The sequence below is a fragment of the Xenophilus arseniciresistens genome (assembly GCF_028023875.1).
Taxonomy (GTDB): domain Bacteria; phylum Pseudomonadota; class Gammaproteobacteria; order Burkholderiales; family Burkholderiaceae_C; genus Xenophilus; species Xenophilus arseniciresistens.
In genome coordinates this window covers 251,775-273,184 of record NZ_JAQIPB010000002.1, presented here as the reverse complement: position 1 = coordinate 273,184, position 21,410 = coordinate 251,775, and the positions used below count along the sequence as shown (strand labels likewise).

The following is a 21,410-nucleotide window of genomic DNA, read 5'->3' as shown; positions in this document are numbered from 1 at the left end:
GGAAGGGGTTGCAGGGAACACCGACGAAGCACGAGCCATGCCGGTGCGAGGACGTGGGGATTCTAGGAGTCGGATTTGTCCGTTCGCTGGCGCCGCCTTGGCTGCCACAGCGCATGGGCCTGCCAGCGCGCCAGCAGCCGCGCCTTCCAGGCATCGGGCAGGGCCACGGCGTCGAGCATGGCGGGCCAGTGCTGGCGCGCCAGGGCGGCGGTGTCGGCCACGGCCTTGCGGGCCGGTGCCTCCTGCAGGCCGGTGGCCCAGCAGAAGGCGCGCAACTGGGCCGGGGTGAAGTAGCTCTGGCGCGGGTCGCGTGCGGGCGAGGCCCGGCCGGGCTCCGGCGACAGCCAGGGCAGGGCATGGCCGTCGGCGCCCTGCATGGCCGCATAGGCCACGATGTCGTAGGCCGGCGCGAACTGCGGCGTGCGGCCGTCGGGAAAGAGCACGCCGAAGTTCTTCAGGTGCGCGTCGGGGTTGCCCAGCAGCTCGTTGACCACCAGCCTGCGCAGCAGCTCCAGCTGCGCGGGCTCGCCCAGCGAATCGAAGGCGCGCATGGCCTGCGCCATGGCCGCGTAGCTGCCGCCGTACTTGTGCTGCGGATCGCGCGAGAGGATCTGCGCGAAGTCCTCGAAATGCAGCCGCCGGGCACCTACGCGGTCGAAGCGCGTGACGGCCAGGAACTGGGGCTCGTCGGGCAGCGCGTAGCTGTGCTGGGCCTGGATGGCTTCCAGCGGCGCCAGCTCGGCCCGGCACACTGTCACGCCGGCCGCGGCCGCGAGCTGGAGCGAGAACATCTCCAGTTGCGGCATGTGCGGCCGGCCCGTCACGGGCAGCTTGGCGATCACGCGCTGGCTGGAGGCGCCCAGGCGGGTGCGCGCCGTGTAGCGCTTGCCCTGGCGCGCCAGCACCAGCTTGGGCTGCACGCCTGAGACTGAAATGCCTTGGGGCAGCGGGTCGGCCACCACGGACATTTCCAGCGCGTCCTGGTCCTGCGTGACCAGGCGCTGCAAGGTGGCGCGCTCCACCTCCACCGGTCGCGCGCTCACGGCGCCGGGCAGGTCACCCCCGCAGGCGGCCAGCAGCTCGAAGTGGTCGTCTTCGCCGCAGCCGCGCAGCTGGGCGATGTGGCTGCGCAGCACGCCTTCGGGCAGCAGGTTCTGGAACCAGGCGGGCAGGCGCCCGCCCTGGGCATTGAACAGCGGGTTGCGCACGTCGGCCCACAGGGCCGCCTGGGCGCCGGCGTCCTGCGCCACCATGGACAGCGACAGCACGTCGGCCGGCGGCTGGGCCACCAGCGCCGGCTCGGGCACGAAGCGGCACAGCTCGCCATACTGGAAGAGCTTGCCCCACAGCCGGCCAGCCAGCGCGATGTCGAGGATCTTGACCTGCATGATGGCGGTGCGGCCGCAGCGGCTCAGCCCTTGCCCGGCGTGGGGGGGGCAAGGGGTGCAAGGGGGGCGGAGGGGGCTTGCGTGGCCTCGCCCACGCGGGTGGCCACGGGCCGGTAAGCGCCCTCGGGCGCGGCAGCCACGGCGCCAAAGCCCTTGGGCACGAGTTGCAGCTCCAGCCCCAGCGCATCCACCAGCGCCAGCAGCGAGCTCAGTTGCGGATTGCCGCGCGGCCCCAGCGCGTTGCGGATGGTGCGCTCGGTCAGGCCGGTCTGCTCGGCCAGCTGCAGGCCGTTGAGGCCCACCCGCTCGCGACGCTGCGCCAGTTGCTCGATGAGGGTGCGTCGGTCCATGGAAAGATATTACCGTATTTGGATTTTTCGGAAAAATATTTCCGATCAATGCCAAGCGCTCAAAGCGCCTATCGCTGCACCATGGACAGGAACGGCCCCAGGCTGCCCATCAGCCAGTTCTGGCTGAAATCCAGGGCCGCGCGGCGGTATTTCTCGTCGGCCTGGGCGGCCAGCAGGTCCAGGCGGCCGACGACCTTGGACAGTTCGCGGTCCGCCACGAGATTGCGGCCGCGCTCGCTGATCTCGGTGGACAGCAGCAGCGGCTTGCCGTCCGTGCCCTGGCGGGCGCTCAGCAGCCACAGCGAGATCTCGAAATTGCGCGCGGCGCGGTAGGCGTTCTCGGCACTCACGCCGTCCAGCATGCTCTGCTGCCAGGTGTCGCCGTTGGCCTGCCTGAGCATCGCCGCCCAGCCCACCGTCAGCGCTGCCACGCGGTCGCCCGGGTAGGCGGGCTCGAAGGCCTGGCGCACGGCCTCGATGCTGGTGGCGCCGCGCAATTCGGCCAGCGGCCGGTCGTTCATCAAGGCGTCCCAGGTGCGTTCGATGGCCTCGTCGACGCTGGGTGCCCACTTGCGCCACTCGCGCGGGTTGCGGCGGTACAGCGACAGCTGCACGCGCCGTATCGACTGCAGGTTGTCGCGCAGCGCCAGGTTGGCGATGCGGTTGGTGCTCGACTGCAGCCATTCGCGCGATTCGTAGGGCTGCGCGCGCTGGGTGTGCGTGAAGGCGCCGCAGCCGGCCAGCGGCAGGGCCAGGGCGCCCTTCAGCAGCAGGCGGCGCCCTGCGGGCGGCGGCAGTGGGCGGGCAGCAGAAGCGGGTCGGGCTGGCATGAGGGCGCACGTTATCATCAGCGGGCCGGGCGAAACGCGCGTCGGCGCGTGATTTTTCTTTGAATATCAACACCTTGGCCTGCAAAGCCAAACCGCCGTGCGTCTTAATTCCATCAAGCTCTCGGGCTTCAAGTCCTTCGCGGAGCCCACCAACTTCATGCTGCCGGGCCAATTGGTGGGCGTGGTGGGCCCCAACGGTTGCGGCAAGTCCAACATCATGGACGCCGTGCGCTGGGTGCTCGGCGAGAGCAAGGCCAGCGAGCTGCGCGGCGAGTCCATGCAGGACGTGATCTTCAACGGCACCACCAGCCGCAAGCCGGCCAGCCGCTCCAGCGTCGAGCTGACTTTCGACAACGCCGACCACCGCGCGGGCGGCCAGTGGAGCCAGTTCACCGAGATCGCCGTCAAGCGCGTGCTCACGCGCGACGGCACCAGCAGCTACTACATCAACAACCAGCCCGTGCGCCGGCGCGACGTGCAGGACGTGTTCCTGGGCACGGGCCTGGGGCCGCGCGCCTACGCCATCATCGGCCAGGGCACGATCAGCCGGATCATCGAATCCAAGCCCGAGGAACTGCGCCTGTTCCTGGAGGAGGCGGCCGGCGTCTCCAAGTACAAGGAGCGCCGCCGCGAAACCGAGAACCGCCTGTCGGACACGCGCGAGAACCTCACGCGCGTGGAAGACATCCTGCGCGAGCTGGGCGCCAACCTTGAGAAGCTGGAGCGCCAGGCCGAGGTGGCGGCACGCTACAAGACGCTGCAGGCCGATGCCACGCGCAAGCAGCACCAGCTGTGGTTCCTCAAGCGCAGCGAGGCCGAGGCCGACCAGGCTCGCATCAAGGCCGATGCCGACCGCGCGGTGAACGAACTCGAATCGCGCATGGCCGACCTGCGCCATGTGGAGGCCGAGCTGGAAACCATCCGCCAGGCGCACTACGGCGCGGGCGACGAGGTCAACCAGGCGCAGGGCAAGCTCTACGAGGCCAGCGCCGAAGTGGGCCGGCTCGAAGGCGAGATCCGCTTCGTGGTCGAAGGCCGCCAGCGCGTGGAGCAGCGGCTGGTGCAACTGGCCGAGCAGTTGGCGCAGTGGGACAACCGCCGCGTCGAAGCCGAAGCCGAGATCGAGACCCTGGCCGGCCAGGGCGTGGACGCCGAGGAGCAGGGCCTGGTGCTGGCCGCCCAGCTGGAAGACCAGGAAGCGCGCCTGCCCGAGCTGGAAGAAGCGCAGCAGAAGGCGCAGGACGCGGCCAACGGCCAGCGCGGCACCGTCACCCAGGTGCAGCAGCAGATCCAGGTGCTGGCGGCCGACCAGCGCAACATCGAGGAGCAGACCCGCCAGTTGAGCCAGCGCAGCGAACGCCTGCGCGCCGACCGCAACGCCCTGGCCGCGCCCGACGAGGCGCGCGTGGCCGACCTGCAGGAGCAGGCCGCCGCCGCGCAGGAAGCCGCGGCAGAAGCCGATGCGCGCCTGCAGGAGCTGCAGGACCAGGTGCCGCAACTGGACGAAGACCGGCGCGCCAAGCAGCAGGCCGTCAACACCGAAGGCGCGAAGCAGGCCGAATACTCCGCGCGGCTGGAAGCGCTCAAGGCGCTGCAGGAAAAGCTCAAGACCGATGGCAAGCTGGCCCCGTGGCTGGCCAAGCATGGGCTCGATGGTCTGCAGGGGCTGTGGAGCCGCCTGCATGTGGAGCCGGGCTGGGAAAACGCGCTCGAAGCCGCCCTGCGCGAACGCATGGGCGCGCTCGAAATCTCGCGCCTGGAAATGGCCCGCGCCTTCGCCAGCGACGCGCCGCCGGCCAAGCTGGCCTTCTACAGCCCGCCGGCCGATGGTGGCGCGGGCAGCGCGGGCCATGGCACGCTGGCACGGCTGTCAGACCTGCTGCGCCTGCACGACGCGGGCCTGCAGGCGCTGATGCGCGACTGGCTGCAGGGCTGCTACACCGCGCCCACGCTCGAAGAAGCGCTGGCCCAGCGCGCCCAGTTGCCGCCCGGCGCCACCTTCTACGTGCCCAGCGGCCATGCCGTGACGGCGCACAGCGTGAGCTTTCATGCGCAGGATTCGGAGCAGTCCGGCCTGCTCGCACGCCAGCAGGAAATGGAGAACCTGGAGCGCCAACTGCGCGCCCAGACCCTGATCCATGACGAAGCCCGCACGGCCCTGGTGCGGGCCGAAGCCGCCTATGCCGACGCAGCGGCGCGCCAGGTCACGGCCCGGCGCGAGGCCAGCGAAACGCAGTCGCGTGCCCACGAGCTGCAGGTCGAGTCGCTGCGCCTGTCGCAACTGGCCGAGCAGACCCGCGCGCGCAGCCAGCAACTGGAAAACGACCTGGGCGAAGTCGATGCGCAGCTCGAAGAGCTGCAGGAGCGCCGCATCGCCGCCGAAGCGCGCTTCGAGGAGCTGGACATGCAACTGGCCGACAGCCAGCAGCAGCATGCCGACCTGGAAGAGCGCGTGATCGAGTCGGGTCGCAAGCTCAATGCCGCGCGCGAGCAGCTGCGCGCGCTGGAGCGTCAGGTGCAGGAATCGACCTTCTCGCAACGCAGCCTGGAGGCGCGGCGCGGCGAGTTGAACCGCTCGATCCAGACCGCCTCGCAACAGGCGGTGGCGCTGGCCGACGAGCGCGAACGCGCGCAGGCCGAGCTGGGCCGCCTGTCGGCCGCCGCCGCGCAGGCCGGCCTGCAGGACGCGCTGAACCTCAAGATGGAGCGCGAGGCCACATTGGGCGCCACGCGCAGCCGCTACGACGAGCTGACGCAGCAGCTGCGCGCCAGCGACGAACGGCGCCTGAAGCTGGAGCGCGAGCTCGATCCGCTGCGCCAGCGCATCACCGAAATGCAGCTCAAGGAGCAGGCCGCGCGCCTGGGGCTGGAGCAATACACGCAACTGCTGGCCGATGCGCAGGCCGACCTGGCCGTGCTCGCGCAGTCGATCCAGGAGGGCAATGTGCGGCTGTCGGGCCTGCAGGGCGAGATCGACCGCCTGCACCGCGAGGCCGCGGCGCTGGGGCCGGTGAACCTGGCCGCGCTGGAAGAGCTGAGCAGCGCGCGCGAACGCAAGACCTTCCTGGACTCGCAGTCGGCCGACCTCAACGAGGCCATCAACACGCTGGAAGACGCGATCCGCAAGATCGACGGCGAAACGCGCGAACTGCTGGGCGGCACCTTCAACACCGTCAACGAGCACTTCAGCCGCATGTTCCCGGAGCTTTTTGGCGGCGGCAACGCCAAGCTGATCATGACCGGCGACGAGATCCTGGATGCCGGCGTGCAGGTGCTGGCCCAGCCGCCGGGCAAGAAGAACCAGACCATCCACCTGCTCTCGGGCGGCGAAAAGGCGCTGACGGCCATCGCGCTGGTCTTCGCCATCTTCCAGCTCAACCCCGCGCCCTTCTGCCTGCTGGACGAAGTGGACGCGCCGCTGGACGACGCCAACACCGAGCGCTATGCGCGGCTGGTCTCGGCCATGAGCAAGAGCACCCAGTTCCTGTTCATCAGCCACAACAAGATCGCCATGGAAATGGCCGAGCAGCTGATCGGCGTGACCATGCAGGAGCAGGGCGTCTCGCGCATCGTGGCGGTCGATATGGAATCCGCCGTCTCGATGACGAACTGACGCCGCCGCTGCACTTGCCGAGCTTTGGAATTTGAATGAGCAGTCTTACCGTTGCACTCGCAATCCTCGGCGGCCTCGTGCTGGCCGCCATCATTGGCTACAACACCTGGGTGTCGCACCGGCAGGCGCCGCGGCAGCCCGAGGCGCTGGCGCCCGAGCAGGGCGCGCCCGGCCATGGCGGCGTGGAGCTGACGGCCGGGGATGTGGAGCCGGTGCTGCACACCGATCCGAACGACGTGGGCGCCGTGGACCGCCACGAGCCCCTGTTCGACCCTGACCTGCCGCCGCCCGCCCAGGCCGGCCTGACCGAGCGCCGCGGCATGCTGGACCCGCTGATCGACGTCATCGCCCCCATCGCGCTGGAAGGCCGCCTGCATGGCGCGGCCGCCATCGCAGCGCTGCCGGCCACGCGCCGCGCGGGCAGCAAGCCCATCGCCGTGGAAGGCCTGAACGACGCCACCGGCCAGTGGGAGGCGCCCGTGGCCGGCCAGCGCTACCGCGCGCTGCAGATCGGCGTGCAACTGGCCAACCGCACCGGCGCGCTCAACGAGATCGAGTACTCGGAATTCGTCATGAAGTCCCAGGCCTTTGCCGATGCGGTCAACGGCATGCCCGAGTTCCCCGAGATGCTGGACGAGGTGGCGCGTGCGCGCGAGCTGGACCAGTTCGCCAGCGCCCACGACGCGCAACTGGCCTTTGTGCTGCGTGCGCGCCACGCGGCCTGGAGCCCGGCCTATGTGCAGCAGTGCGCCTCGCGCCTGGGCTTCGTGGCCGGCATGATCCCGGGCCGCATGGTGCTGCCCAACGCAGAGAACGGCGCGCCGCCCGTGCTGGGCCTGGCCTTCGACACCCAGGCTGCGCTGGCCGACGACCCCGCGCAGTCGGCCATCCGCGAACTGGCGCTGAGCCTGGACGTGCCGCAGGTGGACCGTCAGCTCGAGCCCTTTGCCCGCATGCGCGAGGTGGCGGCCACGCTGGCCAGCGAGATGGACGGCGCCGTGACCGACGGCGGCGGCCAGCTGCTGCGCGAGGAAACGCTGGACGCCATCGGCGCCGACCTGGCCGAGCTCTACGACACGCTGGAAACGCGCGAGCTGGCAGCGGGCTCGGTGCTGGCACGCCGGCTCTTCAGCTGAAGCAGCGGCAGCAGCAGCCCACCATGAGCCAGAACGATCTCTTTCTTGCTGCCGACGCCGCAGCGCAGGAAGCCGCCACCCTGCGCGCGCAGCTGCACCGGCATGCGCACCTGTACTACGTGCTGGACGCGCCCGAAGTGCCGGACGCCGAATACGACCGGCTGTTCCAGCGCCTGCAGGCCCTGGAGCAGGCGCACCCCGAGTTGCTCACGCCCGATTCGCCGACGCAGCGCGTGGGCGGCCGGGTGCTGGACAGCCTCAAGGCCGTGCGCCACGTGGTGCCCATGCTCTCGATCCAGACCGAGACCGACACCACCGAGGCCGGTGCGCGTGCTTTCGATGCGCGCGTGCGCCGCGAACTGGGGCTGGCGCCCGATGCGCCGGCCGTCGAGTACGCGGCCGAACTCAAGTTCGATGGCCTGGCCATCAATCTGCGCTACGAAGACGGCCTGCTGGTGCTGGGCTGCACGCGCGGCGACGGCGAGACCGGCGAGGATGTGACGCAGAACCTGCGCACCATCGGCCAGATCCCGCTCAGGCTGCAAGGCCAGGCGCCGGCCGTGCTCGAAGTGCGGGGCGAGGTCTACATGCGTCGCGACGATTTCGAGCGCCTGAACGAGCGCCAGCGCGAGCAGGGCGACAAGACCTTCATCAACCCGCGCAACACGGCTGCGGGCGCCATCCGCCAGCTTGATCCGGCGCTGGTGGCCGCGCGCAAGCTGAGCTTCTTTGCCTACGGCCTGGGCGAGGTGCAGGGCTGGGAGATGCCGTCCACACACGGCGGCATGCTCGATGCGCTGCAGGCTTTCGGCCTGCCTGTCTCGGACGAGCGCATCGTGGGTGCAGGCGCCGACGCGCTGGTGGCCTTCCATCAGCATGTGGCGGCCCAGCGCGATGCGCTGCCCTTCGACATCGACGGCGTGGTCTACAAGGTCAACAGCCTCGCGCTGCAGCGCCAGTTGGGCTTCAAGACGCGCGAGCCGCGCTGGGCCGTGGCCCACAAGTACCCGGCGCAGGAGCAGGTGACGCGGCTGAACGGCATCGACGTCCAGGTGGGCCGCACCGGCAAGCTCACGCCCGTGGCCCGGCTGGAGCCGGTGTTCGTGGGCGGCACCACGGTGTCCAACGCCACGGTGCACAACCTGTTCGAGCTGCGGCGCAAGCGCGCGCGTGTGGGCGATCAGGTGATCGTGCGCCGCGCCGGCGATGTGATTCCCGAAGTGGTGGGCGTGGTGCCGCCCGCGCTGGCGCCGCTGGTCGCGGCGACTTCGGACGAAGAAGCCGTGGTCGACGCCGCGGCCCAGGCCGGCCCGGCCGCGCTGGCCCCGCGCGTGCCCTATGTGCCCAACTTCCGCATGCCGCGCCAATGCCCGATCTGCGGCAGCGCCGTGGTGCGGGAAAAGGGCGAGGTCAATCACCGCTGCAGCGGCGGCATCGTCTGCCCCGCGCAGCGCAAGCAGGCCATCCTGCATTACGCGCAGCGCCGTGCGCTCGATATCGAGGGCCTGGGCGACAAGCTGGTGGACCAGCTGGTGGACGGCAACATCGTGCGTTCGCTGCCCGACCTGTACAGGCTGGGCCTGAGCGCCCTGGCCGCGCTCGATCGCATGGCCGAGAAGTCGGCCGCCAACCTGCTGCAGGCGCTGGAGGCATCGAAATCCACGACCTTGCCGCGCTTCCTGTTCGGCCTGGGCATCCGCCATGTGGGCGAAAGCACGGCCAAGGACCTGGCGCGCCATTTCGGCTCGCTGGACCGCATCATGGACGCCACCGAAGGCCAGTTGCTCGAAGTGCCCGACGTGGGGCCGGTGGTGGCGCAGAGCCTGCACACCTTCTTCCAGCAGCACAGCAACCGCGAAGCCGTGGAGCAGCTGCGCGCGGCGGGTGTCACGTGGGAAGAGGGCGCGCCCGCCGAGCGCGCCAGCCTGCCGCTGGCCGGACAGACCTTCGTGCTCACGGGCACCTTGCCTACGCTCAGTCGGGAAGATGCCAAGGAGCGGCTGGAGGCCGCCGGTGCCAAGGTGTCGGGGTCGGTGAGCAAGAAGACGCACTTCGTGGTTGCGGGCGAAGAAGCCGGCAGCAAGCTCGACAAGGCCCGCACTCTGGGCGTGCCGGTCATCGACGAAGCCGCGCTGCTGGCGATGCTGGCGCAGGGCGCAAGGGCCGGCTGAGGGCTGCGGCGGCCCTTGTACCGGGCGGCCTGCAGTTTTACCCCAGCTTTACGCGTGTTTACCTGCGGCCGGGATCGCAGGGTCAACGATGGGGCTCCAAGCCCGTTGATGGCTTTGAACATGAAGGAGTCGCCATGATGAAGCTCACACCGCATCGTCGCCTGATCGGCATCGCCGGGGCGCTGGGCGCGCTCGCCCTGCTGGGCGGCTGCGTGGCGACCGGCCCCGTCGCCTACGACGACTACGGCAATCCCTATGGCTACGGTGCGCCGGCGCATGTGGACGTGGACGTCTACTCCGCCCCGGTCTACCGCGGCTACCCGGGCTACGCCTACCCCTCGTACCCCTACTATCACGGCCGCTCGGGCTATGACCGGCGCTGGGACGACCGCTACCGCCGTCCGCCGCCGCCGCGCGCCGTGGTTCCGGTGCCCGTTCCCGTGCCGGTGCCCGTTCCCTCGGCGCGCCCGAGCTGGCAGTCGCCGACCACGGGCCCCGGCGTGCGCCCCGAGCCGGTCATCCGCGGCCGTTATGTGCCGGGCCTGCCGCGCGGCACCGCGCGCGGTGGCCAGCCGGTGGCGCCGGGCGACGCGCCCTGAGCGCCGGTTGAGCCTTCAGCACGCCCCGGTGCCGGCTGCACGGCCGCGCACAATGGCGGCATGACGATCCGCGAAATCCTGAAGATGGGCGATGTGCGCCTGCTGCGCGTGGCCCAGCCGGTCACGGCCTTTGACACCGATGCGCTGCACCTGTTGGTGCTGGACATGTTCGACACCATGCACGCGGTCAATGGCGCAGGCCTGGCCGCGCCGCAGATCGGCGTGGACCAGCAGGTGGTGATCTTCGGCACCGGCACACCCAACCCGCGCTACCCCGACGCGCCCGTGGTCCCGCGCACGGTGCTGGTCAACCCCGTGGTCACGCCTTTGGGCGACGAAGAGGAAGAAGGCTGGGAAGGCTGCCTGTCGGTGCCCGGGCTGCGCGGCGTGGTGCCGCGCTGGGCCCGCGTGCGCTACAGCGGCTTCGACCCTTACGGTGACCCGATCGAGCGCGAGGTGAGTGGCTTTCACGCCCGCGTGGTGCAGCACGAGGTCGACCACCTGCTGGGCAAGCTCTACCCCATGCGGGTGCGCGATTTCACGCGCTTCGGCTACACCGAGGTGCTGTTCCCGGGCCTGGACGCGAGCGAGGACGATTGAGGCGAAGCGCTGCCGCCCGTTCTCAGTTGAAGCGGCCGCCCACGCCGATGCGCCCGCCGCCGATCAGCGCCACCGCGATGGCGCTGAACAGGAACATGCCCTGCAGTTCCAGCGCCCAGCCACCGTTGCTGCTCAGGCTGGTGAGCTGCTTTGCATGGGCCAGCCAGATGGCCACCACCATGTTGATGGCGATCACGCAGGCTGCCGGCCGCGTGAACATGCCGATGATGACCAGCGCGGGCGCCACCAGCTCGCCCAGGTACACGCCATAGGCCAGCACCGCAGGCAGGCCGTGCGCGGCCAGCATGCCGCCGATGCCGTCCACGCCCTTGCCCAGCTTGGCAATGCCGTGCAGCAGGATCAGAACGCCCAGCGCCACGCGCAGGACCAGCTTGCCAAGATCTTCGGAACGGGTCATGGAGGGAAGGGGCCTGCCCGGCCCGGGATGGAAATGCGCGGCATCTTAGCCAATCGGCATCGCATGCGCGGGGCCGAGGCCCGCACGCGGCGCGAGGGCTTCAGTCCTGCGCGCGGACGGCTTCGCGCAGCTCGGTTTCGATCAGCATCTGCGCGCGCGGGCCGCGCAGCTCGGCGCCGCTGATCAGGAAGCTGTCTTCCACGCGCTCGCCCAGCGTGGACACCTTGGCCAGTTGCAGGTTCAGGTGGTGTCGCGCCAGCACCCGGGCCACGCTGTAGAGCAGGCCCACGCGGTCGCTGGCCGAGATGCTGAGCAGCCAGCGCTGGGCCTTCTCGTCAGGCGTGAGGTTCACGCGCGGCTCGATCGGGAAGCTGCGCACGCGGCGCGAGACGCGCCCGCGCCCCGGCGCGGGCAGCTCGCCCTGGCGGCTCAAGGTCAGGGCCAGGTCGCTTTCCACCATCGCGATCAGCTCGCGGTAGTGCTCGGCCAGGAAGGTGGTCACGACCTGGAAGGTGTCCAGCGCATAGCCGTTGCTGGCCGTGTGCACGCGCGCGTCCAGAATGCTGAAGGAGGCCTGGTCGAAATAGCCGCAGATGCGCGCGAAGAGGTCGGGCTGGTCGGGCGTGTAGACCACCACCTGCAGCCCTTCGCCCACGGGCGAGAGCCGGGCCTGCACGATGGGCGCGGCCAGCGGATCGACCGGCACGCCGGCCGGCGGCACGAAGCGCGAGAGCTTCTTGGCATGCCAGGCGATCTCGCCCGCGTCATGGCGCATGAAGTAGCTGACGTCCAGCGTGTTCCACAGCGCCTTGTGGGCCTCGAAGGGCAGGGCGTTGAGCTTGAGCTCGATCAGCGCCTCGCGCTTGCGCGCTTCCACCACGGCATCGGGGTCGGGCATGCGGCCGCCCAGCGCGCGGGCGGTGGCGCGGTACAGGTCTTCGAGCAGCTTGCCCTTCCAGGCGTTCCACACGCGCGGCGAGGTGCCGCGGATGTCGGCCACCGTCAGCAGGTACAACGCCGTGAGGTAGCGCTCGTTGCCCACGCGTTCGGCGAAGGCCGCGATCACTTCCGGGTCCGACAGGTCCTGCTTCTGCGCCACGGTGCTCATGACGAGGTGCTCGGCGACCAGGAACTCGATGAGCTTGCTGTCCTCGCGCTCGATGCCGTGCTGGCGGCAGAAGCGCCGCACTTCGCGCGCGCCCAGCTCCGAATGGTCGCCGCCGCGGCCCTTGGCGATGTCGTGGAACAGCGCGGCCACGTACAGCACCCACGGCTTGTCCCAGCCCGCGGCCAGTTGCGAGCAGAAGGGGTATTCGTGCGCATGCTCGGCGATGAAGAAGCGGCGCACGTTGCGCAGCACCATCAGGATGTGCTGGTCCACCGTGTAGACGTGGAACAGGTCATGCTGCATCTGGCCCACGATGCGCCGGAACACGCGCAGGTAGCGGCCCAGCACCGAGGTTCGGTTGAGCAGCCGCATGGCGTGCGTGATGCCGCGCGGCTCCTTGAGCATGCGCATGAAGGTGGCGTGGTTGGCCGGGTCCTTCGAGAAGCGCACGTCCATCACGTGGCGCGCGTTGTACAGCGCGCGCAGCGTACGCACCGACAGCCCGTTGACGCCCACGGTCTTCTGGTAGAGCAGGAAGGTCTCGAGGATCGCGTGCGGCTCGCGCTCGTACAGGTCGTCGCTGGCGATCTCGATGGTGCCGGCCTTTTCGAAGAAGCGCTCGTTGATGGGCGTGCATTCGGCCGCCTGCGGGTGCAGGCGCTCCGAGATGTTCAGCAGCAGGATCTCGGTCAGCTGCGACACGGCCTTGGCCGCCCAGTAGTAGCGGCGCATCAGCGCTTCGCTGGCCTTGCGCTGGGACATGCCGCCCGAGCTGCTGGCCAGGCCGAAGCTCTGGGCCACGGCCGTCTGCAGGTCGAACACCAGCCGGTCCTCGCGCCGGTTGGCCAGGACATGCAGACGCGCACGGATCAGCGAGAGCACGGCCTCGTTGCGCTTGAGCTGCTGCACCTCGAAGGGCGTGGCCAGGCCGTTGCGCGCATAGTCTTCCCAGCTGCAGCCCAGGCCCGCGGCCTGCGCCACCCAGCGCACGGTGTGCAGGTCGCGCAGCCCGCCGGGCGATTCCTTGCAGTTGGGCTCCAGCGCGTAGGGCGTGTCGTCATGCTTCTGGTGCCGGTGCCGCATCTCCTGCGACTTGGCGGCAAAGAAGGCCCGCGCGTCAAGCGAGGCGGAAAAGCGTTCGCGGAATTGCGTGAACAGCTTCCTGTCGCCGCACAGCCAGCGCGCTTCCAGCATGGCGGTCTGCACGGTCACGTCCTTGGCGGCCTCGGCCAGGCATTCGTCGATGCTGCGCACGCTGGAGCCGATCTCCAGGCCCGCGTCCCAGCACTGGCCGATGAAGGCTTCCAGCCGCGCGGGCGCCACCGCTTCCTGCCCCGCGGGCAGGGCTGGCAGCAGCAGCAGCACGTCCACGTCCGAGCAGGGAAAGAGTTCGCCGCGGCCGTAGCCGCCCACGGCCACCAGGGTCAGTTCGCTGCCGAAGTCGGCGGCCTGCCACAGCCGGCGCAGCGCGTCGTCGGCCAGAGCGGACAGTTCGCGCAGCACGGTGCGCACGTTGCGCACGGCGCCGGGGGTGCGCAGGCGCTCGAAGATGGCGCTCTTGCGCGCGCGCAGTTCCTCGCGCAGGGTCGCGGGCAGGTCGATCACGACGGAGAAGGCCACCGCCGTCAGGTCTTGGTGGCCGTCACGAAGGACGGCAGCGGCGGGCTGCCTGCGGACAGGGTGAGCACCTCGTAGCCGGTCTCGGTGACCAGCACGGCATGCTCCCACTGGGCCGACAGCGAGCGGTCGCGCGTGACGATGGTCCAGCCGTCGTACTTGCCGCCGCGGTGGTCTTCCTTGATGTCGCGCTTGCCCATGTTGATCATGGGCTCGATGGTGAAGATCATGCCGGGCTTGAGTTCTTCCAGCGTGCCCGGGCGGCCGTAGTGCAGGACCTGCGGCTCCTCATGGAATCTGCGCCCCACGCCATGGCCGCAGAACTCGCGCACCACCGAGTAGCCGTTGCCTTCGGCGAACTTCTGGATCGCATGGCCCACGTCGCCCAGGTGGGCGCCGGGCCTGACCTGCAGGATGCCGTGCCACATGGCCTCGAAGGTGATCTGGCACAGGCGCTTGGCCGCGATGGAGGCGTCGCCGACGATGAACATGCGGCTGTTGTCGCCGAACCAGCCCTTGTAGACCACGGTGACATCGATGTTCATGATGTCGCCCTTCTTCAGGGGCTTGTCGTCGGGGATGCCGTGGCACACGACATGGTTGACCGAGGTGCACAGCGACTTGGGGAAGGGCACGCTGCCCGAACCCTGGTAGCCCACCGTGGCGGAGGTGGTGCCCTGCTGGACCATGTATTCGGCCGCAAGGCGGTCGATTTCGTTCGTGGTGATGCCGGGCTGGATGAAGGGCGTCAGGTAGTCCAGGACCTCGGAGGCGAGCCGGCAGGCCTGGCGCATGTCGCCCAGGCTTGCGGGATCGTGGTAGGTGATGCTCATGGGGCGGGATTATCCCATCGGGGCTCCTGGGCGAGCGGGGCGCGGGGCGCTTCCCCACAGGGGCCGCACTAGAATCCGGGGTTTCTCCGAGGGGCCCCAGTCAGCGGCCCCCCGGCGTGGCGTCTTCCCGCCCCGCTTCACTCGGTTCAGCCCATTCTTCTGCCGGCCTCAGGCCCCATCATCGTGACGCAGTCCGCCCCCTCTGCCGCCCCCGTCGTGACGTCATTAGCGGGTGCTTCGGCGCTCAGCGATTTCCGTGCCCGCCAGTTGCTGCCGCGCCTGCAGGCCATCGATGCGCGCATCGAGGCCCTGAGCGCGCGCTACGTGCATCTGGTGCTGACCGACGCCGAACCGGACGCCGCCGCGCGCGAACAACTGGCTGCGCTGCTGAGCTACGGCGAGCCCTTCGAGGTCCCCGGGTCCGCCGCCGCCACGCTGGTGGTCACGCCTCGCCTGGGCACGGTCTCGCCCTGGGCGTCCAAGGCCACCGACATCGCGCGCAACTGCGGCCTGGCGCTGCGCCGCATCGAGCGCGTGACGCAGTTCTTCATCCAGACCAAGGCCCCGCTGCTGGACAAGGTGCTGGGCAAGCCGGCCGGCCTGGACGCCGGGCAGCTCAGCGCCGTGGCCGCGCTGCTGCACGACCGCATGACCGAATCGGTGCTGCCGGGCCTGGACGGCGCCGCGGCGCTGTTCTCCGAACTCGCGCCGCAGCCCATGGCCCATGTGGACGTGCTCAGCGGCGGCCCCGAGATGGGCACGAAGGCCCTGCAGGAGGCCAACACCGCCCTGGGCCTGGCGCTGGCCGAGGACGAGATCGAGTACCTGGTCGCGGCCTTCACCAAGCTGGGGCGCAACCCCACCGACGTGGAGCTGATGATGTTCGCGCAGGCCAACAGCGAGCACTGCCGCCACAAGATCTTCAACGCCGACTTCACCATCGATGGCGTGCGCCAGGACAAGAGCCTGTTCGGCATGATCCGCCACACGCACCAGACGCATCCGCAGCACACGGTGATCGCCTATGCAGACAACGCCTCGGTGATGGAAGGCTCGCGCATCGAGCGTTTCATGGCGCGCGCGGCCGATGCCGGCGCCTCGCCGGCCTACGCCAAGGACGAGGCCCTGCACCATGTGCTGATGAAGGTGGAGACGCACAACCACCCCACGGCCATCTCGCCCTTCCCGGGCGCATCCACGGGCGCGGGCGGCGAGATCCGCGACGAAGGCGCTACGGGCCGCGGCTCCAAGCCCAAGGCCGGCCTCACGGGCTTCACGGTGTCCAGACTCTGGCCCGAGGCCGATACCTCCTACGGCAAGCCCGAGCACATTGCCAGCCCGTTGCAGATCATGACCGAGGGCCCGCTGGGCGGCGCGGCCTTCAACAACGAATTCGGCCGGCCCAACCTGCTGGGCTACTTCCGCGAGTACGAGCAGACCGTGACCAGCGACGTGGACACGTTGCAGCGCGGCTACCACAAGCCCATCATGATCGCGGGCGGCCTGGGGCAGATCGACGACATCCAGACCCGGAAGATCCAGTTCCCGGCCGGCACGCTGCTGATCCAGCTCGGCGGCCCGGGCATGCGCATCGGCATGGGCGGCGGCGCCGCCAGCTCGATGGCCACCGGCGCCAACGCGGCCGAACTCGACTTCGACTCCGTGCAGCGCGGCAACCCCGAGATCGAACGCCGTGCGCAGGAGGTCATCAACCACTGCTGGCAGCAGGGCGCGGCCAACCCCATCCTGGCCATCCACGACGTGGGTGCCGGTGGCTTGAGCAATGCCTTCCCCGAACTGACCAACGACGCGGGTCGCGGCGCGCGCTTTGACCTGCGCGCCGTGCCGCTCGAAGAGTCGGGCCTGGCGCCCAAGGAAATCTGGAGCAACGAAAGCCAGGAGCGCTACGTGCTGGCGATTGCGCCCGAGTCGCTGGACCAGTTCCGCGCCTTCTGCGAGCGCGAGCGCTGCCCCTTCGCGGTGGTGGGCGTGGCGACCGACGAACGCCAACTGCTGGTGGCCGACGAAACGGCCGATGCGGCCAATCAACCGGTGGACATGCCCATGGACGTGCTGCTGGGCAAGCCGCCCAAGATGCACCGCGACGTGAAGGCCATCCGCCGCCAGTTCCAGCCGCTGAATCTGACGGACGTGCAACTGCAGCAGGCCGCCATCGACGTGCTCTCGCACCCCACGGTGGCCTCCAAGCGCTTCCTGGTCACCATCGGCGACCGCACGGTGGGCGGCCTGAGCCACCGCGACCAGATGGTCGGCCCCTGGCAGGTGCCCGTGGCCGACTGCGCCGTGACGCTGGCCGACTTCAAGGGCTTCGCCGGTGAGGCCATGAGCATGGGCGAACGCACGCCGCTGGCCGCCATGGACGCGCCGGCTTCCGGCCGCATGGCCGTGGCCGAAGCCATCACCAACCTGCTGGCCGCGCCCATCGACCTGCCACGCGTGAAGCTGTCGGCCAACTGGATGGCTGCCTGCGGCGAGCCGGGCGAAGACGCGGCGCTGTACGAAACCGTGAAGGCCGTCGGCATGGAACTGTGCCCGGCGCTGGGCGTGTCCATCCCTGTGGGCAAGGATTCGCTGTCCATGCGCACGCAGTGGAAGGAGGGCGATGAGGCGAAGAAGGTCAGCTCGCCCGTGAGCCTGATCGTGAGCGCCTTCGCCACCCTGGAAGACGTTCGGGGCACGCTCACGCCGCAGCTCGATGCGCGTGAAGAAGACACGACCCTGGTGCTGATCGACCTGGGGCGCGGCCAGCACCGCATGGGCGGCAGCATCCTGGCGCAGATCCTGGGCCAGAGCGGCGACACGGTGCCGGACCTGGACGATCCGCAACTGCTGGTCAAGCTGGTGGCGGCCGTGAACCAGCTGCGTGCCGAAGGCAAGATCCTCGCGCTGCATGACCGCAGCGACGGCGGCCTGTTCGTCACCGCCGCCGAAATGGCCTTCGCGGGCCAGGTGGGCGTCTCGCTCAATGTCGATCTGCTGGTCACCGAAGGCGACGGCATCTCCGACAGCCGCATGGAAACCGGCGACGCCAAGAACTGGGCGCAGCAGGTCAGCGGCCGGCGCGAGGAGCTCACGCTCAAGGCCTTGTTCAGCGAAGAGCTGGGCATGGTGCTGCAGGTGCGCACGGCCGAGCGCAACGAGGTCATGCAGACGCTGCGTGCGCATGGCCTGTCGGCCTTCAGCCACTTCGTCGGCAAGACCCGCCCGCAGAGCTCGAGCATCGAAGTCGGCAAGGGCAAGCTCGAGGTCTGGCGCGACACCAAGGCCGTGTTCAGCGCCAGCCTGTCGGATCTGCAGCAGGTGTGGGACAGCGTGAGCTGGAAGATCTGCCGCGAGCGCGACAACCCCGAATGCGCCGACAGCGAACACGCGGCCGCCGGCGACGCGAGCGACCCCGGCCTGCACGTGGTGCTGGCCGAGGGCGTGGAAGACAACGTGGCCGCGCCCTTCCTGCAGCTGGCCAGGCCCAGGGTGGCCATCCTGCGCGAGCAGGGTGTCAATTCGCACGTGGAGATGGCCTACGCCTTCACCGAGGCCGGCTTCGAAGCCTTCGACGTGCACATGACGGACCTGCAATCGGGCCGTGCCGACTTGGCGCAGTTCAAGGGCGTGGTGGCCTGCGGCGGCTTCAGCTACGGCGATACGCTGGGCGCAGGCATCGGCTGGGCCCGCAGCATCACCTTCAACCCGGTGCTGTCGGCGCAGTTCCAGGCCTTCTTCGCGCGCACCGACACCTTCGGCCTGGGCGTGTGCAACGGCTGCCAGATGTTCGCCGAGCTGGCCGACATCATCCCCGGTGCGCAGGACTGGCCGCGCTTCACCACCAACCAGAGCGAGCGCTTCGAGGCGCGGCTGTCCATGGTCGAGGTGCTGGAGTCGCCCAGCCTGTTCTTCCAGGGCATGGCCGGCAGCCGCCTGCCGATCGCGGTGGCCCACGGCGAGGGCTATGCCAACTTCCGCCATCGCGGCAACGCGGCGCAGGCCATCGCGGCCATGCGCTTCGTGGACAACGCCGGCCAGGCCACCGAGCGCTACCCCTTCAACCCGAACGGCAGCGCGGGCGGCCTGACGGCCGTGACCACCGCCGACGGCCGCTTCACGGCCATGATGCCGCACCCCGAGCGCGTGTTCCGCAACGTGCAGATGAGCTGGACCTCGGGCGACAAGTCGCAGCTCAGCCCCTGGATGCGCATCTGGCGCAACGCGCGCCGCTGGGTGGGCTGATCGCAGGGCGCCTGTTCGACGATGTGTGAAATGGCGCATCGCCTGCCGCGCCGTCGCCTGCTGGGCGCCTCGCTGCTGGCGCCCGCGCTGGGCCTGGGCGCGGATGTGCTGGCGGCCGAAGCCTTCGGCGGCCTGCGCAAATCGCCGCGCATGCCGGTGCTCTTCCTGGGCCATGGCAGCCCGATGAACGCGATTGGCGACAACGCCTACAGGCGCAGCTGGCAGGCGCTGGGCGCAGAGTTCGGCCAGCGCTATCCGCGGCCGCAGCTGATCCTGTGCATCTCGGCGCACTGGCTCACGCGCGGCGGCTGGTTCCTCACGGGTCAGGCCAGGCCGCCCACCATCCATGACTTCGGCGGCTTTCCTCAGGAGCTGTTCGACCAGCAGTACCCGGCGCCGGGCGCGCCCGCCGTGGCGAACGGCCTGGCCACCACGCTGCGCGAGCCCTTGAGCGGCAACAAGCTGGGCGTGGATGCCAGCGAATGGGGCTATGACCACGGCACCTGGTCGGTGCTCAAGCCCATGTTTCCGCAGGCCGATATTCCGCTGATCCAGCTCAGCATGGACTACAGCCGAGCGCCTGCTGATCACTGGTTGCTGGCACGCCAACTGGCACCGCTGCGCGAGCGCGGCGTGCTGATCGTGGGCAGCGGCAACCTCGTGCACAACCTGCGCGTGACGCGGCGCGGCTCGGCGCCGCACGAGGCCTATGACTGGGCCATCGAGTTCGACCGCCTGGTCGCCGACCAGCTGGCGCAGGGCCGGCTGGACGCACTGCGCGACTTCCAGCGCCTGGGCAACCTGGCGCGCGCGGCCCATCCCACGCACGAGCACTACCTGCCGCTGCTCTATGCCGCCGCGGCCGTGCAACCCGGCGAAGCGCCGCGCTTCTTCAACGCCGACTTCCAGTCGGCTTCCATCTCCATGCGTTCGGTGGCCTGGGGCTAACTCAGACAAGAGGCTTGCCGCATCGGCGCGCGGCCAATCTGGCAGAGAACGTGGGGCCATGCGACAGCCTCGCGCGCATGGGCCTATAGACTGGTCCGCATGTCCGCGGCCTTGATCCGTCCCGTTGCCCTTGCCCTGCGCAGCCCGCGCATGGCCGCAGGCGCGCGGATGCTCGGCCTCTTGCCCGCACTCGCCGGCCAAGCTGCGAACACCCCCGGTCTGATCGGACACGCCGGCCTTCATCGCAGCTCCTGAGCCCGGCGGTCCTTCTCCTTCCTTTCTTTTCGCAGCGCACTCCCTGATCGCCGGGCCTCCACAGGGCCACGCGGGCGTGCGCGCAGCTTTTTTCTTTTTTCGCTTTTTCAGGAGACCGTTCGATGAACTTTTCTTCTTCTTCTTCTTCTTCAACCCTCGCCGCGGCACCCCAGCCCGTGCGCGAACGCACGCTGACCCAGCTGGACCATGCGCGCCTGAGCCGCCTGCTGGACAGCCAGGACGACCCCGGCGAAGTGCTGAGCGAGATGCTGGACATGAGCGAAGTGGTGGACCCGCGCGAGATCGCGGCCGACATCGTGACCATGAACTCGCGCGTGCTGCTGGCCGATGCCGGCGGTGCCCGGCCGCAGGAGCTGACCTTGTGCTACCCCGAGCAGGCGCAGGCCTCGCAAGGCAAGGTGTCGGTGCTGTCGCCCGTGGGCGCGAGCCTGCTGGGTGCCCAGGTGGGCCGCACGGTGCAGTGGACGCCGCCCGGCGGCGCCGCGCGCCAGGCGCTGGTGCAGGCGCTGCTCTACCAGCCCGAGGCAGCGGGCGACTTCCTGCGATAGGGCGCTCGGGCGCCTGGCGCTGAGCGCGTCAGCGCGCCCGGCCTTCCAGGTAGGGTTGCGGATCGACGGCTTCGCCCTGGCGGCGGATCTCGAAATGCAGCTTCACGCGATCGGTGCCGCTGTCGCCCATCTCGGCGATCTTCTGGCCCTTGCGCACCTCGTCCTTTTCCTTGACCAGGATGCGGCTGACATGGGCATAGGCCGAGATGAAGGTCTCGTCGTGCTTGAGGATGAGCAACTGGCCGTAGCCGCGCAGCTCGCTGCCCACGAAGACCACCACGCCGTCGGCGCTGGCCAGGATCGAATCGCCCATGCGCCCACCGATGTCGACGCCCTTGTTCTGGTTGCCGTCGAAATCGTCCAGCACCGGGCCCAGCACGGGCCAGGCAAAACGCGAGTCGGCGGGCGAGGGGGCGGGAATGCTGGGCCGCGCCGGCCGCTTGGAAGAGGGCGCGGCCGGCGCCGGTGGTGTTGCGGGCCGGCTGCGCGGCGAAGGGCGTTCGGGTGCAGGCGAGGGCGCCGGTGCGGGCGCGCTGCCCGGCGTGCCGCAGGCGGCCAGCAGCACGGCCCCGGCCAGGCCGGCGCCGCGGGCCAGCCAGTGCCGGCGCGGCGCGTCGTCGAGGGTGCTGCCAGCGGCTGCGGGGCGCGTCTTCAGAGCGCGGGAAGAAGAAGGCGGGAGGGAAGAGGGCGAAGGAGGCATGGAGGCGTTGGAGCGCGGGCGGAGGCAAAG

At 69.8% G+C, this 21,410-nt stretch carries 15 protein-coding genes; 8 read left to right on the top strand and 7 right to left on the bottom strand.

Going from position 1 to position 21,410, the window contains the following annotated elements; genetic code table 11:
* Window positions 1-62: 62 nt before the first annotated feature.
* The 3 genes from PGB34_RS05835 to PGB34_RS05825 form a co-directional block, all read right to left on the bottom strand.
* The gene (locus PGB34_RS05835) at window positions 63-1,388 is read right to left on the bottom strand and encodes a type II toxin-antitoxin system HipA family toxin (RefSeq protein ID WP_271427124.1); all 1,326 of its coding nucleotides are present in this window, start codon (window positions 1,386-1,388) and stop codon (window positions 63-65) included.
* 23 nt (window positions 1,389-1,411) lie between these two features.
* Window positions 1,412-1,738 carry a helix-turn-helix domain-containing protein gene (locus tag PGB34_RS05830; protein WP_271427123.1) on the bottom strand — a complete coding sequence of 109 codons (327 nt, stop codon included), beginning with the start codon at window positions 1,736-1,738 and terminating at the stop codon, window positions 1,412-1,414.
* A 68-nt stretch (window positions 1,739-1,806) separates the two neighbouring features.
* Window positions 1,807-2,568, bottom strand: a complete 762-nt coding sequence (locus PGB34_RS05825; protein WP_271427122.1) for a hypothetical protein — start codon at window positions 2,566-2,568, stop codon at window positions 1,807-1,809.
* Between the two features lie 97 nt (window positions 2,569-2,665).
* On the opposite strand from PGB34_RS05825, the gene smc reads away from it, so the two are divergent.
* From smc to def, 5 genes are all read left to right on the top strand, one after another.
* On the top strand, window positions 2,666-6,181 hold the full coding sequence (gene smc / locus PGB34_RS05820) for a chromosome segregation protein SMC (protein ID WP_271427121.1): 3,516 nt from the start codon (window positions 2,666-2,668) through the stop codon (window positions 6,179-6,181).
* Window positions 6,182-6,216: 35 nt separating this feature from the next.
* Window positions 6,217-7,317: a cell division protein ZipA C-terminal FtsZ-binding domain-containing protein gene (locus PGB34_RS05815; RefSeq protein ID WP_271427120.1), complete on the top strand. Its 1,101-nt coding sequence runs from the start codon at window positions 6,217-6,219 to the stop codon at window positions 7,315-7,317.
* 23 nt (window positions 7,318-7,340) lie between these two features.
* A complete protein-coding gene (gene ligA, locus PGB34_RS05810) occupies window positions 7,341-9,488 on the top strand; it encodes an NAD-dependent DNA ligase LigA (RefSeq protein WP_271427119.1) in 2,148 nt (715 codons plus the stop codon).
* A gap of 134 nt (window positions 9,489-9,622) precedes the next feature.
* Complete coding sequence (locus tag PGB34_RS05805) at window positions 9,623-10,087, top strand: hypothetical protein (RefSeq protein ID WP_271427118.1); 465 nt, start codon at window positions 9,623-9,625, stop codon at window positions 10,085-10,087.
* A gap of 60 nt (window positions 10,088-10,147) precedes the next feature.
* Window positions 10,148-10,687: a peptide deformylase gene (def, locus tag PGB34_RS05800; RefSeq protein WP_271427117.1), complete on the top strand. Its 540-nt coding sequence runs from the start codon at window positions 10,148-10,150 to the stop codon at window positions 10,685-10,687.
* A 22-nt stretch (window positions 10,688-10,709) separates the two neighbouring features.
* On the opposite strand, the gene PGB34_RS05795 is transcribed toward def, so the two are convergent.
* From PGB34_RS05795 to map, 3 genes are all read right to left on the bottom strand, one after another.
* A complete protein-coding gene (locus tag PGB34_RS05795) occupies window positions 10,710-11,105 on the bottom strand; it encodes a DoxX family protein (RefSeq protein WP_271427116.1) in 396 nt (131 codons plus the stop codon).
* 100 nt (window positions 11,106-11,205) lie between these two features.
* On the bottom strand, window positions 11,206-13,833 hold the full coding sequence (locus PGB34_RS05790) for a [protein-PII] uridylyltransferase (protein ID WP_408647837.1): 2,628 nt from the start codon (window positions 13,831-13,833) through the stop codon (window positions 11,206-11,208).
* A gap of 5 nt (window positions 13,834-13,838) precedes the next feature.
* Window positions 13,839-14,663, bottom strand: a complete 825-nt coding sequence (gene map, locus PGB34_RS05785) for a type I methionyl aminopeptidase (protein ID WP_271427115.1) — start codon at window positions 14,661-14,663, stop codon at window positions 13,839-13,841.
* Window positions 14,664-14,846: 183 nt separating this feature from the next.
* On the opposite strand from map, the gene purL reads away from it, so the two are divergent.
* The 3 genes from purL (at window position 14,847) to rnk (ending at window position 20,680) form a co-directional block, all read left to right on the top strand.
* Window positions 14,847-18,908, top strand: coding sequence for a phosphoribosylformylglycinamidine synthase (purL, locus tag PGB34_RS05780; RefSeq protein WP_271427114.1), 4,062 nt, complete (start codon window positions 14,847-14,849; stop codon window positions 18,906-18,908).
* Between the two features lie 150 nt (window positions 18,909-19,058).
* On the top strand, window positions 19,059-19,856 hold the full coding sequence (gene ygiD / locus PGB34_RS05775; RefSeq protein ID WP_271427668.1) for a 4,5-DOPA-extradiol-dioxygenase: 798 nt from the start codon (window positions 19,059-19,061) through the stop codon (window positions 19,854-19,856).
* Window positions 19,857-20,233: 377 nt separating this feature from the next.
* Complete coding sequence (gene rnk, locus PGB34_RS05770) at window positions 20,234-20,680, top strand: nucleoside diphosphate kinase regulator (RefSeq protein ID WP_271427113.1); 447 nt, start codon at window positions 20,234-20,236, stop codon at window positions 20,678-20,680.
* A 28-nt stretch (window positions 20,681-20,708) separates the two neighbouring features.
* Here the strand turns inward: rnk and PGB34_RS23070 are convergent, their stop codons facing one another.
* Complete coding sequence (locus PGB34_RS23070; protein WP_333909018.1) at window positions 20,709-21,380, bottom strand: peptidoglycan DD-metalloendopeptidase family protein; 672 nt, start codon at window positions 21,378-21,380, stop codon at window positions 20,709-20,711.
* Window positions 21,381-21,410 lie beyond the last annotated feature (30 nt).